11 protein-coding genes are annotated in these 14,768 nt (G+C 65.3%); 4 read left to right on the top strand and 7 right to left on the bottom strand.

What is annotated here, in order from left to right:
• Positions 1–33: 33 nt before the first annotated feature.
• Entirely contained in the window at positions 34–909 is an 876-nt protein-coding gene (locus KR767_RS18330; RefSeq protein WP_250877336.1) for a PhzF family phenazine biosynthesis protein, read from the top strand.
• A gap of 710 nt (positions 910–1,619) precedes the next feature.
• On the opposite strand, the gene KR767_RS18335 is transcribed toward KR767_RS18330, so the two are convergent.
• From KR767_RS18335 to KR767_RS18345, 3 genes are all read right to left on the bottom strand, one after another.
• On the bottom strand, positions 1,620–2,477 hold the full coding sequence (locus KR767_RS18335; protein WP_250877337.1) for a dimethylarginine dimethylaminohydrolase family protein: 858 nt from the start codon (positions 2,475–2,477) through the stop codon (positions 1,620–1,622).
• 62 nt (positions 2,478–2,539) lie between these two features.
• A complete protein-coding gene (locus tag KR767_RS18340) occupies positions 2,540–2,821 on the bottom strand; it encodes a hypothetical protein (RefSeq protein WP_166946847.1) in 282 nt (93 codons plus the stop codon).
• 86 nt (positions 2,822–2,907) lie between these two features.
• Positions 2,908–4,083: a BaiN/RdsA family NAD(P)/FAD-dependent oxidoreductase gene (locus KR767_RS18345; protein WP_250877338.1), complete on the bottom strand. Its 1,176-nt coding sequence runs from the start codon at positions 4,081–4,083 to the stop codon at positions 2,908–2,910.
• 81 nt (positions 4,084–4,164) lie between these two features.
• Here KR767_RS18345 and KR767_RS18350 point away from each other — a divergent pair, with 81 nt between their 5' ends.
• Positions 4,165–4,647, top strand: coding sequence for a YajQ family cyclic di-GMP-binding protein (locus tag KR767_RS18350; protein ID WP_250877339.1), 483 nt, complete (start codon positions 4,165–4,167; stop codon positions 4,645–4,647).
• Positions 4,648–4,887: 240 nt separating this feature from the next.
• On the opposite strand, the gene KR767_RS18355 is transcribed toward KR767_RS18350, so the two are convergent.
• The 4 genes from KR767_RS18355 to KR767_RS18375 all read right to left on the bottom strand — a co-directional run bounded on the left by KR767_RS18355 (position 4,888) and on the right by KR767_RS18375 (position 12,211).
• The gene (locus KR767_RS18355; protein WP_250877340.1) at positions 4,888–7,983 is read right to left on the bottom strand and encodes a ligand-binding sensor domain-containing protein; all 3,096 of its coding nucleotides are present in this window, start codon (positions 7,981–7,983) and stop codon (positions 4,888–4,890) included.
• Positions 7,973–9,520 carry a putative bifunctional diguanylate cyclase/phosphodiesterase gene (locus KR767_RS21365; RefSeq protein ID WP_166946851.1) on the bottom strand — a complete coding sequence of 516 codons (1,548 nt, stop codon included), beginning with the start codon at positions 9,518–9,520 and terminating at the stop codon, positions 7,973–7,975. Before KR767_RS21365 ends, KR767_RS18355 begins: the two co-directional genes overlap by 11 nt.
• Before the next feature lie 291 nt (positions 9,521–9,811).
• Positions 9,812–11,866: a S9 family peptidase gene (locus KR767_RS18370; RefSeq protein ID WP_345779884.1), complete on the bottom strand. Its 2,055-nt coding sequence runs from the start codon at positions 11,864–11,866 to the stop codon at positions 9,812–9,814.
• 54 nt (positions 11,867–11,920) lie between these two features.
• Positions 11,921–12,211 (bottom strand): GNAT family N-acetyltransferase, encoded by a 291-nt coding sequence (locus KR767_RS18375; protein ID WP_250877341.1) that lies wholly within the window; start codon positions 12,209–12,211, stop codon positions 11,921–11,923.
• Between the two features lie 167 nt (positions 12,212–12,378).
• On the opposite strand from KR767_RS18375, the gene KR767_RS18380 reads away from it, so the two are divergent.
• Positions 12,379–13,338: a CorA family divalent cation transporter gene (locus tag KR767_RS18380; protein WP_250877342.1), complete on the top strand. Its 960-nt coding sequence runs from the start codon at positions 12,379–12,381 to the stop codon at positions 13,336–13,338.
• A 254-nt stretch (positions 13,339–13,592) separates the two neighbouring features.
• Positions 13,593–14,660: a GGDEF domain-containing protein gene (locus KR767_RS18385; RefSeq protein ID WP_166946854.1), complete on the top strand. Its 1,068-nt coding sequence runs from the start codon at positions 13,593–13,595 to the stop codon at positions 14,658–14,660.
• Positions 14,661–14,768: the final 108 nt, after the last annotated feature.

The raw sequence follows: 14,768 nt of genomic DNA on the forward strand, positions 1-14,768 counted from the left end.
GTCCCGCCATCCCCCCGCTCCTGGCGTCCCCCGATGTCCTCCATCCGCTACAAGCAGCTCGATGTCTTCGCCGCCCGCCACGGCGGCGGCAACCCCCTCGGCGTGGTCGTCGAGGCCAACGGCTGGTCCGACGCGCGCATGCAGCGCTTCGCCCACTGGACCAACCTGGTCGAGACCACGTTCCTGCTTCCCGCGCGCGAGCCGAAGGCCGACTATCGCGTACGTATCTTCACGCCCAGCAAGGAAATTCCCTTCGCCGGGCACCCCACGATCGGCAGTGCGCACGCCGCGCTGGACGCCGGTCTCATCCGGCCTGGTGCCGATGGCATCGTCTGGCAGGAGTGCGGTGCGGGCGTCCTGCCCATCCTCGTCGAGGGTGAGGGTCCGTCCCGCGAACTGTTCGTCCAGTCGCCGAAGGCGCGCATCGTGGGTGACGGCTCGTGCGGCGGCGAAACGCTGTCGTCAGTGCTGTATGGCGTGCGCCTGGGCACCCTGCCCCCGGCCTGCGTCGAGGGCGGACGCCGCTGGTGGGTCGCCGAATTTGCCGATGAAGCCGAACTGCGCGCCTGGCGCCCGGATCACGCAGCCATTCGTGGCCTCGCCCTGTCCACCGATACCCTGGGCCTGTGCGTCTTCGCCCGCTCGGCCGAAGGCCTCGCCGTGCGCGCGTTTCCCGCAGGCGTAGGCATCGTCGAAGACCCGGCCTCCGGCGCCGCCAACGGCCTCATCGCCGCCTACGTGGCCGCTCGCGATACCAGCGGCACGCTGTCACGCGGCTACATCGTGAGCCAGGGCCGCGAGGTGGGACACGATGCCCGCATCATCATCCGCATCGACGGTGAGGCCGTCTGGGTCGGCGGCCGCACCAACACGATCATCGACGGCATGGTGGACTGGCAGGACATCTGATCGTCGTTCCTGCGAACGCAGGAACCCAGCGCCCCGGTTCACCAGTAAACACCGCCACGTTGCATCGGCTTGTGTGTAGGTGACCCTCTCGCGACAATCGATTGCACCGCACTGGGTCCCTGCTTACGCAGGGACGACGTGAGGGGTAGGTGGGGAGTTGCAATCTCGCAACCCGTCGTTCCTGCGAACGCAGGAACCCAGCGCCCCGGTTCACCAGCAAACACCGCTACGCCTCATCGGCTTGTGTGTAGGTGGCACCGCCGCAAAAACCTATTGCACCGCACTGGGTCCCTGCTTACGCAGGGACGACGTGAGGGGTAGGTGGGGAGTTGCAATCTCGCAACCCGTCGTTCCTGCGAACGCAGGAACCCAGCGCCCCGGTTCACCAGTAAGCACCGCTGCGTTGCATCGGCTTGTGTGTAGGTGACCCTCTCGCGACAATCGATTGCACCGCACTGGGTCCCTGCTTTCGCAGGGACGACGTGAGGGGATAGGCGGGGAGTTGCAATCTCACAGCTCGTCGTTCCTGCGAACGCAGGAACCCAGCGCCCCAGTTCACCAGTAAACACCGCCACGTTGCATCGGCTTGTGTGTAGGGAGCCCTCTCGCGAAAATCCACCGCACCGCACTGGGCCCCTGTTTTCACAGGGACGACGTGAGGGGATAGGCGGGGTGTCGCAAACTGGCAACTTGCCGTTTCAACGCCAGGGTCAGCTGCTAGCGGACTCGTCCAACCTCAATGTAAGACACTTCGCCGCACCGCCTGATTTCATGTACTCGTCGAGGGCCACCTCGATCAGCATGAATCCGGCGGCTTCCAGTCGTGAGCGCAAACCCGGGCTCGCGCGATTCAGGATCACCACGCGCCCCAGGTTCACTGCATTGCACGCGAATTCCACCGCATCATGCTCCTGCGCCGTGATGCGCAATCCGGGCGGTACATGGCGCTCGATCAAGGCGAGCGATGCCGCATCGAAGGCGGCGGGGAAGTACAGCGTGTACCCATCGGCCAGCGGACAGAAACAGGTATCCAGATGATAGAACCTCGGGTCCGCGAGTTTCAGCGGAAACACCTCGATATCCAGCCGTTTCGCCAGTTCCGCGGCAGCGGCCAGATCCGACCGGTGCCCGTGGCCCATCCATAGCCGCCGGCCCGTACCCCGGTCGAACAGCGCATCGCCAGCGCCTTCGAAAAATACATCCTCGGGCAGCTCGACGATATCGAAACCATGCTGCACAAAGAACGCCTTGTCATGGGCCTCCTCACCCTGCCGCTGCGCATACCGGAAGCGGCTCGGCACGAAGCAGTTACCGAACACCAGCCCCGCGTTGGCGGCGAAAGTCATGTCGGGCAGGCCTTCGGCCGGAGGCTGCACGACCACGTCGGCATACCGGGCGATGGTCTCGCGCAAGGCGTCCCACTGGCGTTGCGATCGTTCGCTCGTGGTGTCGTGGACATGACCCGTCATCCATGGATTGATGACGTAACTGACCTCGAAATATGTCGGTGCGCACATCAGCACGCGCGGTACGGTGCGCTCGAAGATCGGGGGGGTCGGTTCTGCCATGGACGCCAGCTCGCCTTGATGGGGAACGAAGCCCCATCATGGCAGAAAGCCTGCGTGGGTCGTCAGTGCAGGCGTTCGACGATGGCCGAGACCGTGTCACTGGAAAAATGCAGTTCCTTCAGCGCCTCGCGTAGGGCATCGCGGGAGTTGACCTCGCTTTCCACCTGCTCGCCCACGCTGCTGGGCGATACGTGCACGAAGGTCTTGCCATCCTGATAGGCGATGCCTTCGTCGTGGATGTTCTGCCGGGTCAGCACCTTGAAGGTGCCGTCGCCCGATTCACGGACCGTCACCGAACGGCCTTCGTGCTGTCCCTCGTACACTGTTTTCCAGCTTGCCGACATGTTTGCTACCTGCGCAGCCGCACGACATCGTGCGTCCCGGATTCTGGCTGACGCAGGTTAAGGTTCGCGTGAAGACCGGATATGGCTCACACCGCCTGCCCTGCGGCGTTGCCCGAGGCCCAGGCCCACTGGAAGTTGTAGCCCCCCAGATGGCCGGTGACATCGAGCACTTCGCCCACGAAATACAACCCGGGCTGGCGCCTGGACATCATCGTTGACGACGACACCTCATCGGTGTCCACCCCCCCTAGCGTGACCTCTGCCGTGCGATAGCCTTCGGTGCCGCTGGCCACCACGGGCCAGTCGGCCAGTTGTGCGCCGATCTCCCGCAGTTCGGCATCGCGGAACTGACGCATCGGCCGGTTCTGCAACCAGATTTCGCACAGGCGCTCGGCGAGCCGGCGCGGCAGGAGGCCTGAAAGCACGGTCTTCAGCTCGGCAGCGGGTCGCTCCGCGCGGCCGGCAAGCAGGGCATCACCGGCATCGATGCCGGGGAGCAGGTCCAGGCGCAGGTCGGCGCCCGGCTCCCAGTACGAGGACACCTGGAGGATCGAGGGCCCGCTGAGGCCGCGATGGGTGAAAAGCATGGCATCGCGGAATGACGCTTCGCCCACCCGGGCCTCCACCGGCAGGGCTACGCCGGACAGCCCGTCGAAGCGCTCCTGGTGCTTGCCACTGAGGGTCAACGGCACCAGTCCGGCCCGCACGGGCAGTACCGCATGGCCGAACTGCCTGGCGATCTCGTAGCCGAAGCCCGTGGCACCCAGGCTGGGGATGGAGAGCCCGCCCGTGGCGACCACCAGCGACTGGCAGCGCACATGGCCCAGTGCGGTATCGGCACCGAAGCCGGTCTCCGTCGCACGCAGGCGTGACACGGCGCATGCCGTCTCCACGCGGACGCCTGCCGAGGCACATTCATCCAGCAGCATGCGCACGATCAGCTTGGACGATTCGTCGCAGAACAGCTGTCCGGGCGACTTTTCATGCCATTTGATCTTGTGACGGTCGACCATGGCGATGAAGTCCCACGGCGTATAGCGGGCCAGGGCCGACTTGCAGAAATGCCGGTTTGCCGAGAGAAAATTGGCCGGGGTGGTGTTGGTGTTGGTGAAATTGCAGCGGCCACCGCCGGACATCAGGATCTTCTTCCCCGCCCGGTTCGCGTGGTCCACCACCAGCACGCGCCGGCCACGCCGGCCGGCCACGATGGCCGTCATCAGGCCCGCCGCACCGGCGCCGATGACGAGGACGTCGTATTCCATGGGGAAATCCAGCAAAGCAAACGCATATGGTAGCGCCGTCGCGTAAACTTGTCGGCCGGCCCACTCCAAGGAATCGTCCCCATGCCCTCCTTCGACATCGTCTCGGAAGTCGACAAGCACGAGCTGACCAACGCCGTCGACCAGGCCAATCGTGAGCTTTCCAACCGCTTCGACCTGCGCGGCACCGGCGCGAAGTTCGAGCTGGAAGAGAACATCATCACCCAGAAGGCCGAAACCGAATTCCACCTCACCCAGATGCTGCCCATCCTGCGGGCCCGCCTGTCGGCCCGGCAGATCGACCTGCGTGCGCTTGACGAGGGCAAGGTGGAGACCAACCTCGCCGAGGCCAGGCAGAAGATCACCGTCAAGCAGGGCATCGAGCAGGCGGTTGCCAAGAAGATCATCGCGAAGATCAAGGAAGCCAAGCTGAAGGTCGAGGCGCAGATCAACGGCGAGAAGGTGCGCGTCACGGGCAAGAAGCGCGACGACCTGCAGGACGCCATCGCCCTGCTGCGCAAGGCCGAGGTGGAAGTGCCGCTGCAGTTCGAGAATTTCCGCGACTGATCGTTCGCGCAAGCGCAACTACACGCCGCCCTTGTAGGAGCGCGCCTTGCGCGCGACCGGTTGTCGCGAAAACCCGACTGGATCTCGACACCCTGTCGCGCGCAAGGCGCGCTCCTACAAGGGAGTTATCGCCAGAACCACTGGATCGCGACATCCTGTCGCGCGCAAGGCGCGCTCCTACAAGGGGGTTATCGCCAGAACCACTGGAACGCGATGTGCTGTCGCGCGCGAGGCGCGCTCCTACAGGGATGCGAGGCGGCTTTGGTTGCGGCCTTCGTTCTTGGCTTCGTACAGCGCCTCGTCGGCGCGGCCCAGCAGCGAGTTCAGCGATTCCGGGGCGCGCCACATGGCGACGCCGGCACTCACCGTGATGCGGATGCGGTAGTCGCCATGCACGATCAGCAGTGAGCCCAGTGCATGGCGCACGCGCTCGGTGATGTCCAACGCATGTTCGGCCAAGGCGCCCGGCAGGCACAGGATGAATTCCTCGCCGCCGAAGCGCCCCGCCAGGTCGTCGGCACGGCACATCGACGAGATCACCCGCATCGTTTCGCGGATCACCGTATCGCCCGCCAGATGGCCAAAGGTGTCGTTCACCGACTTGAAGTCGTCGATGTCCAGCAACACGAGGCTGAAGGGGATGCCGTCGTTGGCGGCGCCCTGCCTCACCCGCTCGGCCTGCTCCAGGAAACGGCGGCGATTGAGCGAACCGGTGAGTTCGTCGGTGCCGGCCAGATGCGCCAGCCGCTCGTTGGCCGCCTTGAGATCACGGGTACGCGCATCGACCTGGGTCTGCAGGACCTGGGCACGACGACGCAGGTAAAGCGTGCGCAGGTAAACCAGCCCGAAGAAGGCACCCACGCAGAGCAGCAGCCCCGCCAGCTGTGTCCAGACGCTCTCGTACCAGCGCGGCGTGACCACCACCCGCACCGTCGATTCCAGCGTACGCGCATCCAGGCCGCGCGTGGTGGCCCGCAGCCGCAGCGTATAGGTGCCGCTGGCGAGGTTCGTATAGATCGCGCTGGGCGGAATGCCATGGGCGACCTCGTTCCATGCGCTGTCGGTCTCGTCCATGCGATAGGCGTAATGCGTCTCGGACGGCGCGCGGTAATCGAGCAGCGCGAAATCCACGCGCAGGTTACGGCCGTCGCCATCGAGGCGGATCCGGCCGCCATCGTCAGGTACCAGGGTCAGCGGTACCGGCTTGTCGTTGATCGACACATGGGTGATGGCCAGTCGTGCAGGCGCCGCCTCCGGCGCCACCCAGTAAGGCCGCACCACGGTAAGGCCGCCCAAGCCACCGAACATCAGTTCGCCGCCCGGCGCTTCCGCCGCGGCGCGATGGATATAGCTGGGAATACGCAGGCCGTCGCGAACGCCCAGGTCGTACACCTTGTGGCTGTTTGCGTCGACCATGGCCACGCCATTGGCCATCGACGCCCAGATGCGATCGTCGTGATCGATCAGCAGTGCGTTGATCTTGGTGTTGGCCAGACCCTCGCGCGCACCGATCACCCCGAAACGGAAAGGCCCGCGCGGATTGAACTGATCGAGGTAGGCAATGCCGCCAAACGTGCCCAGCCAGAGGCGATGGTGCGAATCGAACACCATCGACCCGGTGTAATCCTGCGGCAGGCTCGTCGGGGTCGCCGGGTCATGGCGCAGGTTCACGAAGCCCTGCTCGCCATCGTAGGCAATGCTGATGCCGCTGATGGTGGCGTACCACCATGCGTCGGGCATGCGCACGATATGACGCACCTGGTCGCCCACGAGGCTCTTGGGATCGGCATCGTCATGGCGCATCTGCCGCAGTGCGCCGGTGACCGTGTCGTAGCGGAACAGGCCGTCGTAGGTGCCGATCAGGATGTCGTCGCCATCGCGCTGCATCGACAGGATCAACCGGCTGTCCAGCGCAGGCACCATGGAACTGTGCAGGGCGAAGGTATCCGGATCGATGCGGGAGATGCCCTGCGCACCGGCCCAGATCGAACCATCGGGCGCCACCACGAAGGCCTGCACGTCGCGTTCGGCCTGTTCGCCACCCAGTTGCAGGTGGCGCATGCTGCCGTTGCCCAGGTCCAGCACGTCGATGCGGCCCATGCCCAGTCCCAGCCACACGCGTCCGCGCGGGTCAACGAACACGCCATGGACGTTGGCGTTGGAAAGCGTGTGGCTCTGCAACGGCGACGGCAGCACCGAGAACACCTTGCGGCCATTGGGATCGTAGCGGGCGGCGCCCAGCTCGGTGGCTACCCAGATGTTGCCGGTGGTGTCCTGGTAGATGTCGCGCGTGATGTCACCTGGCAGCGACGACGGCATCGCCGCGTCGTGGCTCAGCGTGCGCAGGCGGCCCGTATGGAAATCGTAGGTGACGACACCAGCGCCGTCGGTGGCGGCCCAGAGCACGCCCTCGGGTGTCTCGTGGAAGGCGCGCACGGTGCGCCGACGCGCCATGCCGCCCTTGCCGGACAGCCCCGGCACCATATGCCCCTGCCCCTGCTCGTCGATGTAGAACGCACCGGACTGCCCCGTGCCTACCCACATCCTGCCCAGGCTGTCCTGGCGCAACGCCCAGACCTGGTCGTGCAGCAGTTCGTCCACGGATGCATCGGTGGACACCACACGCTCGAACCGGTGGCCCGGACGACGGATGAAAAGACCGTTGTTGGCACCTGCCCAAAGATTGCCCGCCTTGTCCTCGGCCACCACGAAGGTGCGCGCGAGCATGTCGTGGGCATCGCCCGGCTGGCCCGATTCACGGGTGATCGTGTCGTTGCCTGCATCGATGCGGTCGATACCGCCTTCCGTCGCAATCCAGAACACGTTCGGCTGGTGCGATCGGGCGATGGAGAAGATCTTGCCGTTGGACGTGCCGCCCGGGCCGATCGGATACACATGGAAGCGATTGGTGCGCGGATCGAAACGAACCAGGCCGCCGGCATTGGTACCGATGAGCAGGCCGCCATCGTCCAGCGGCATCAGGGCGCGCACGTAGGAATCAGGCAGCACGGCGCCGGCGTAGGAATCGGGCTCCTGCCCGAACACCTGCATGCGATAGCCGTCGAAGCGGGCCAGCCCGCCGAAGGTGCCGATCCAGATCAGTCCACGCTTGTCCTGCACGATGGCCGTGGTGGTGGAATGCGGCAGGCCATCGGTGACACCTACCGTGTCGAACCATGAGGTCTCGAAGACCGCCCACGGGTCCACGGCCGCCGCCGGTGCGTCCTGTGCAGGTGCAACGAACGCCGCCAGCAGGCAGAGGCAGGCGACGAACAGGGCGAGACGGGCGCGCGGGAGGAAGGGGCTACGAGGCCGCGTCGGGCGGTCAACCGGCATAGGCGGTGGTCGGATCGAGATAGCGGCTGAACGCGGCGGCGGTCATGGGACGGGCAAAGAAGAAGCCCTGTCCGACGTCGCATCCCAGGTTGCGCAGCCAGTCGGCCTGGGCTTCGGTCTCCACGCCTTCGGCGATGGTCCGCATGTTGAGTTTCTTGGCCAGTCCGACGATGGCCTCGGTGATCTCCCTGTCGGCCAGGTTGGACTGGCTGCCACGCACGAAGGACTGGTCGATCTTGATGGTGCCCACCGGCAGCTCGCGCAGATGGCCGAGGTTCCAGTAGCCGGCACCGAAATCGTCGATGAGCAGGTCGAAGCCATGCGAACGCAGCTTGAACAGCTGGCGCAGGGTTTCCTCCGGCTGGCGCATGGCCGTGGACTCGGTCAGCTCGAAGCGGATCCGCGTCGGATCGACCCCATACGAGCGCACGGCACGGTGCAGGGTTTCGACGAAGGCCGGTCGGCTCAGCTCGTGCATCGACAGGTTGATGGCGATGTAGTCGATGCGCTGGCCGGCATCGTCCCACTCGCGCAGCTGGTTGAGCACCGAGCGCAGCACGTATTCGCCCAGGGCATGGATGAGGCCCGAGCGCTCCGCGATGGCCACGAAGATGGCCGGCGGCACGTCGCCACGGCTGGGGTGATGCCAGCGCGCCAGCGCCTCGACACCCGCGAGCGTGCCGTCCTGAAGATTGCGCTTGGGCTGGTATTCGACGCCCAGCTCGCCACGCTGCAATGCTTCGCGCAGTTCCACCGTGAGCGCCAGGCGCTCGCGTGCCTGCTCGAGCATGCCCTCTTCGTAGAAACGGAAATCGGCCTTGCCGGTTTCCTTCACGGCATACATGGCGGCATCCGCATTGCGGATGAGGGTTTCGGCCACCTGCCCGTCCTGCGGTGCCACCGCCACGCCGATGCTCGGGCTCACGGCCACGAACTGGCCGGAAACGTTCACCGGCTGTGACACCAGGTCGAGCACCTTGCGGCAGACGCGAACGAGGTTTTCCATGCCGCCGTAGGACTGCACCACCACCACGAATTCATCGCCGCCGAAACGCGACACCGTGTCGCGCTCGCGCACACTGCTGCGCAGTGAGCTGGCCACCGCGCGCAGGAAGGCATCGCCGGCCTCATGGCCCAGCGTGTCGTTGATGGACTTGAAGCCGTCCAGGTCGATGAACATCACCGCCAGGGAGCCCGCGTCGGGGCCCGCCAGCGCATGTTCGAGCTCCTGCATGAGGTAGGCACGGTTGGGCAACCCGGTGAGGGTGTCGTGGTAGGCGTGGAAGGCCAGGGCGTGGCGCGCCTGTTCGCGGGGGTCTTTCAACCGGGCGGCCAGGCGGCGGCGCTGGCCGAACAACCAGGCGATGACGACCGCGGCCACGGCAGCCACCACGATCAGGGCAATCAACCAGCCCAGACCGGCGCCCACCGTGCTGAAGCCACCGCAATGGGAGGCTTCAGGCACGATGGCAGGCCAGTGCACGCACTTGTTCAAGGCCAGGTCCAGACCGCTTTCGACGCTACGATTTGTCAGCACGCCACGCTCCGGCCTTGCCTGCGGGATGCGCCACAAGCCGGAACAAGCGCGTCCCTGCCGGCGGATCGACCCAAATTCCAAACGACCGCGCCGTGGGAACCGGCCATGGGCCAGGCGCGGAACGCGAGATATCCCATGGAGTATCGGCCACTACCGCCTCCGGCTTTAGCGCCTCGTGATGCGTCACACCGGCCCGCTTTCGGGAGAAGCGGAACCGACCCAGGCACGAATGATGATCGGTCGGTGGAAAAACGCAATCCGTGACGTCCTGCCACCTGCCGGCAGATGGGCTCAGTGAGCGCCTCCGGCAGACAGGTAACGATCGAACCAGGCCAGCGCCCGGGCCAGGACATCCTTGCGATGGGCATCCTGGGCAAAGCCATGGCCTTCGCCCGGGTAGACCACCAGGGACGTCGGCACGCCCTGGGCACGCAGTGCATGCCAGAACTCGAACGACTGCGGAGCCGGCGTCTCGGCATCGCGCTCGCCGACCACGACCAGCGTCGGGGTTTTCACGCTCTTGATGAAATTGATCGCGGAGCTCTTGGCGTACACCTGCGGATCGTCATAGACGGAGGCACCGAAGTACGGCGTCATCCACTGGTCGATAAGATTCTGGCCGTAATAACTCTGCCAGTTCGAGATGCCTGCACCGGCCACCGCGGCACGGAAGCGCTGGGTCTGGGTCACGCTGAACATGGTCATGAAGCCGCCGTAGCTCCAGCCCGTGAGCCCCAGGCGGTTGTCGTCCACGGGGTGCGATTTCTCGATGGTGTCCACGCCAGCCAGCACGTCACGCAGGTCGCCGTAACCGAAGTCCTTGCGATTGGCCTGCACGAAGGCCTCGCCCTGGCCATAGCTGCCACGGGGATTGGGCATGAAGACGAAATAACCCAGCGCGGAAAGCGGTGCCGGGCCGTAGCCCACGCCTGGCCAGCGCGGCAGCACCGAAGCCGCCGGACCGCCGTGGATGGAAACGATCATGCCGTAGCGCTTCGATGCGTCGTAGTCCGCCGGGTACAGCAGCCAGCCCTGCACGTCGTGGCCTTCGTTGTTCCAGGTAATCGATTCAGCCTTGCCCCAGGAGGGCTTGAGGCCCGCGTTGAAGGAGGTGACGGCCTGCGGGGCAGCGTGGCCCGCAAGATCGGCCACATGCACTTCGAACGCGCGCTCGAACGAGCTGGCGTTGAAGGCCGCCTTTTCAGCCTTCGCATCCAGCGAGAGGGACATGGACAGGCGACCGTCGCCGATGGTCATGGGCAATTCGAACAGCGTGGTGGCCGTGGCGGCACCCTGCGCAGGAAGCGCATAGGACGATACGCGGCTCGCACCTGCCACCGCCTCGGAGACGATGAGCCTGTCGTTGCCCGCCCACGACAGCCATGCCGGCGTGGTGCGCACGCCGGGCGTGACATCCACCGGTGCGCTGGAACCGTCGGAGGGTACCGTCCAGATGTCGCCACCGGTGGAACCCTGGTCACTCATGAGGCCGCCGATGAAGGCGATGCGCGAGCCATCGGGCGAGAAGCGCGGCACGGCAACCTGAAGACCCTTCAGCGGACCGTCGAGACGGGCGGTATCCACGACGGTAACGGCCTTGGCTTCACCGGACAGCGGCTGCGCATACAGGCGCGCCACCCACCAGTTGTTGTCGCCCGGCGGTTGCGCTGCCACGTAGGCAAGGCGGCCGCTGTCTGCCGAGAAGCTGAATTCGTAAACGTGAAGACCATTGGGCGTGATCGCCTTCGCCTCGCCGCCACGTGCATCGACCATCGCCACCTGCTGCACCTCGACGTTGTCCACGCCGATCTCGCCGACCTGCGGACCGGCGGCCGCCGTGGCGCTGGCGCGACGGGTGGCGTTGGGCACGTAGAGGAAGGCCAGTGCCTTGCCATCGGGGCGCCATTCCAGGCCATCCACATAGCCGTTGAGCTTGGTCAGCCGCTGCGGCGCGGCCTTGGTGTCGATGTCCACGACGTAGACATCATTCTGCTTGCCCTCTTCCACGCCGGGCTTGCCACCCGCGCAATCGGAGAGAAACGCCAGGTGTCGGGAATCCGACGCCCACGAGGCCGACAGTTCGCGGCATCCCTTGCTGCTGGTGACGCGATGCGCATTGCGGCCATCGGCGTCGGCCAGTTCGAGCACGATCTTGCCGTTGGTCTTGACTGTCCACGCCAGGTGGCGCCCGTCGGGCGACAGGGCCACCGATTCGATCGGGCGTACCTTGCCGAGGTTGTCGAGAATGCTCGCGATGCGCGGATCGGCCGCAGGCGCGGCTTTCTCGGCGTGGACAGCACCCGCGCAGGCAAGCGCGACGGCAGCGGCGATCCAGTTCATTCGCATCGTGAAGGGCTCCGGGTGTGCAGAAAACGTGAAGCTAGCACACCCGGCACGGCCTCAGGCGAGCAGGTGCACGTATTCCGGATTCCGCTTGAACCATGCGGCCGCGTACGAACATGCGGGGCTTATCTTCCAGCCTTTCGCCTCGGCGACCTGGATGGCAAAACGGGTCAGCAGGTTGGCGATGCCACGACCACCGACCGCGTCGGGGACGCCAGTGTGCGTGATGGTCATGACCGTGCCTTCGAGCAGGTAATCGATCTCGCAGGTATGGCCATCGACCACGGTTTCGAAGGTATGCCGCTTCTCGTCATGGACGATGTGCAGCGGATGAGCCTGGTCGTTCATCGCATCGCTCCGTCAAGGGGAGCCGTCATTGTTCCGCCGCACGGGGCTCACGGGTCAAGCGGTGCCTGCGTCATCCGCATACATCGGCGCCACACTTGAAGCGTAAACTGCCCGCAGCGCCGCATCAGCGGCCGTGCAAACGCAGGCAGTCGAGGACACCACCCCACGTGCTCATCATCCACGAACACGGCCAGCCGACACCCATCCAGTGGTCGACGGGCATGGACAAGCCACATGCCCCCATCTGGATCGACCTGCTCGATCCCTCCGACGACGAACGGCGCTGCGCCGCCGACATCACCGGCCTGCGCGTTCCCGAGCGCAGCGACGTGGTGAACCTTGCGCTGTCCAGCCGCATCCGTACCGACGACGACGCGATGTATCTGTCGATTCCCTACTTTGCGGACACGGCCGATGGACATACCCCGGGTCCCGTAGGCCTGGTCGTCACCGGCCGCGTGCTGATGACGCTGCGCTTTTCCGATTCACCCGCGTTCCGTCTCGCCAGCGAGAGCTGCGCCCAGCATCGCTGGGAATCCAGCGCCGACGTACTTGCCACGCTGATCGAGGCCATCGTCAATCTGGCGGCAAGACGTATGGAGGATGTCTCTGCCGAGCTGAAGAAGCTGTCCGATCGCATCTTCACGCCCGAACGCCTGGGCACGCCTATCCTGCGCGGCTGCATGCTGGAGGTGGGCCGGCTGGAGGGGCTCCAGGCCCGCAACCGTTCATCCATGCTCGGCGTACAGCGCATCGTGTCTTTCGTGAGAGCCAAGAAGCCCGACTGGATGTCCGACGACGTGGAGGTGCGCCTGCGCGTGGTGGACCACGACCTGCGTACGCTGGACGAATTCGACGACCAGCTCACCAACAAGCTCCAGTTTCTGCTCGATGCCGCCCTGGGCTTCATCAGCACCGACCAGAACCATGTGATGAAGGTGCTCACGGTGACCTCCGTGGCAACCATTCCGCCGGTGATCCTGGCCGGCATATGGGGCATGAATTTCAAGGACATGCCTGAGCTGGACCTGCCCTATGCGTATCCCATCGCGCTGGGGATCATTCTGCTGAGCATGGTGCTGCCCGTGCTCTTCTTCAAATGGCGGGGCTGGTGGTCGGGGGATTGAGCCACTGCGGCGTTACAGAATACCCGCCCGGTTTGGAAGACCTGTAAACCGTAACTGGTTCACATTTTTTACAATCCGAAGCCATTTTGCCCTAAAGTTGGCGCTCTCGCGGCCGCTAGCCCGGGGCAAGCCCGGCCGGCGGGCAATCCATTGACGCGAACATGGGGGTCGCATGGCGCGACCTCGCTCGGGGGAAGAAGGGTGAGTTCGGTGCCTGTCAGTAGCCAACACCACGTCGCAGGGAAGCCGCGTCCATGAGGGCTTCGTGGCACTCTCCCTCCGGCACCCTGCCCGACTCCCGCCTGCTCGCCTCCGTGGCGGAGTTCACCCATCACCGCGACATCGACGCACTCGACCACAGCCTGGTGCTTTCCCTGGCCGAGCTGGTCAAGGTCAGCAGCGTCACGCTCTGCAAGCGGGGCGAAAGCGTCCAGTTTCCGGTCGATTCCGTCGTGGTCTGTTCGCGCGATGCCGCCGGGGCCTTCGTGATCGAAGCCGTGGACCCCTCCGGCGAAGGTGATCCGGTGGACACCATCGTCCGTGCCATGGAGAAGCTGGAGGCGATCAGCGAAGTCACACCCGCCGGCCTCAACCGGCTGGTGATTCCGATCCAGCGCGAGCAGGCTGCCACGGGCGCCCTCATGCTGGAATCCGACGAGGCCATGGACGATGTCCGCGGTCTGGTCGAGGGCTTCGCACGGATCTACGGCAACTACATCGCCCTGCTCAACGAGAGCGAGCGCGACAAGCTCACGGGCCTGTACAACCGGCGCAGCTTCGACCGCCGCCTGCAGCGGATGCTGAAGCATCGCCGGCAGCGGGCGCGGGCCCTTGCCGAAGGCAAGGAAGACCGCCGCCTGGTGCGCGAGGAAGGGGCAAACATCTTCCTTGCCATCCTCGATATCGATCACTTCAAGCGGATCAACGATACCTACGGCCATGTCTATGGCGACGAGGTGATCCTGATGCTTGCGCAGCAGATGCGCAGCAACTTCCGCCAGAGTGACGTGCTGTTCCGCTTCGGCGGCGAGGAATTCGTGATGCTGCTGGCCGCGCATGACGAACGCACGGCGTATACGGCGCTGGATCGTTTCCGCCAGTACATCGCTTCGCATACTTTCCCGCAGGTGGGGCATGTCACGGTGAGCATCGGCTATGCGCGGATCACCGAGAGCGATTATCCGGAGATCGTGCTGGATCGTGCGGACAAGGCGCTTTATTTCGCCAAGCAGAACGGGCGTGACAGCGTGCACGGCTATGAGACGCTGGCGGAGTCGGGGGATCTGGCGCCAGTGGCGCTGGGAAGTATCGATTTGTTTTGAGGGGTGATGTACCGGGCGATTCCCTGTGCACCGCCCTGGTCCGGTCGCGCGCAAGGCGCGCTCCTACACGACACGTTGTAGGAGCGCGCCTTGCGCGCGACCGAAACC

This window comes from Luteibacter anthropi (assembly GCF_023699965.1).
Taxonomy (GTDB): domain Bacteria; phylum Pseudomonadota; class Gammaproteobacteria; order Xanthomonadales; family Rhodanobacteraceae; genus Luteibacter; species Luteibacter anthropi.

Excerpts from the sequence above, each read along its gene's own strand:
- KR767_RS18330 (WP_250877336.1), top strand. The coding sequence starts at position 34 with ATGTCCTCCATCCGCTACAAGCAGCTCGATGTCTTCGCCGCCCGCCAC.
- KR767_RS18335 (WP_250877337.1), bottom strand. The coding sequence starts at position 2,477 with ATGGCAGAACCGACCCCCCCGATCTTCGAGCGCACCGTACCGCGCGTG.
- KR767_RS18375 (WP_250877341.1), bottom strand. The coding sequence starts at position 12,211 with ATGAACGACCAGGCTCATCCGCTGCACATCGTCCATGACGAGAAGCGG.
- KR767_RS18355 (WP_250877340.1), bottom strand. The coding sequence starts at position 7,983 with ATGCCGGTTGACCGCCCGACGCGGCCTCGTAGCCCCTTCCTCCCGCGC.
- KR767_RS18345 (WP_250877338.1), bottom strand. The coding sequence starts at position 4,083 with ATGGAATACGACGTCCTCGTCATCGGCGCCGGTGCGGCGGGCCTGATG.
- KR767_RS18340 (WP_166946847.1), bottom strand. The coding sequence starts at position 2,821 with ATGTCGGCAAGCTGGAAAACAGTGTACGAGGGACAGCACGAAGGCCGT.
- KR767_RS18370 (WP_345779884.1), bottom strand. The coding sequence starts at position 11,866 with ATGCGAATGAACTGGATCGCCGCTGCCGTCGCGCTTGCCTGCGCGGGT.
- KR767_RS18350 (WP_250877339.1), top strand. The coding sequence starts at position 4,165 with ATGCCCTCCTTCGACATCGTCTCGGAAGTCGACAAGCACGAGCTGACC.
- KR767_RS18385 (WP_166946854.1), top strand. The coding sequence starts at position 13,593 with ATGAGGGCTTCGTGGCACTCTCCCTCCGGCACCCTGCCCGACTCCCGC.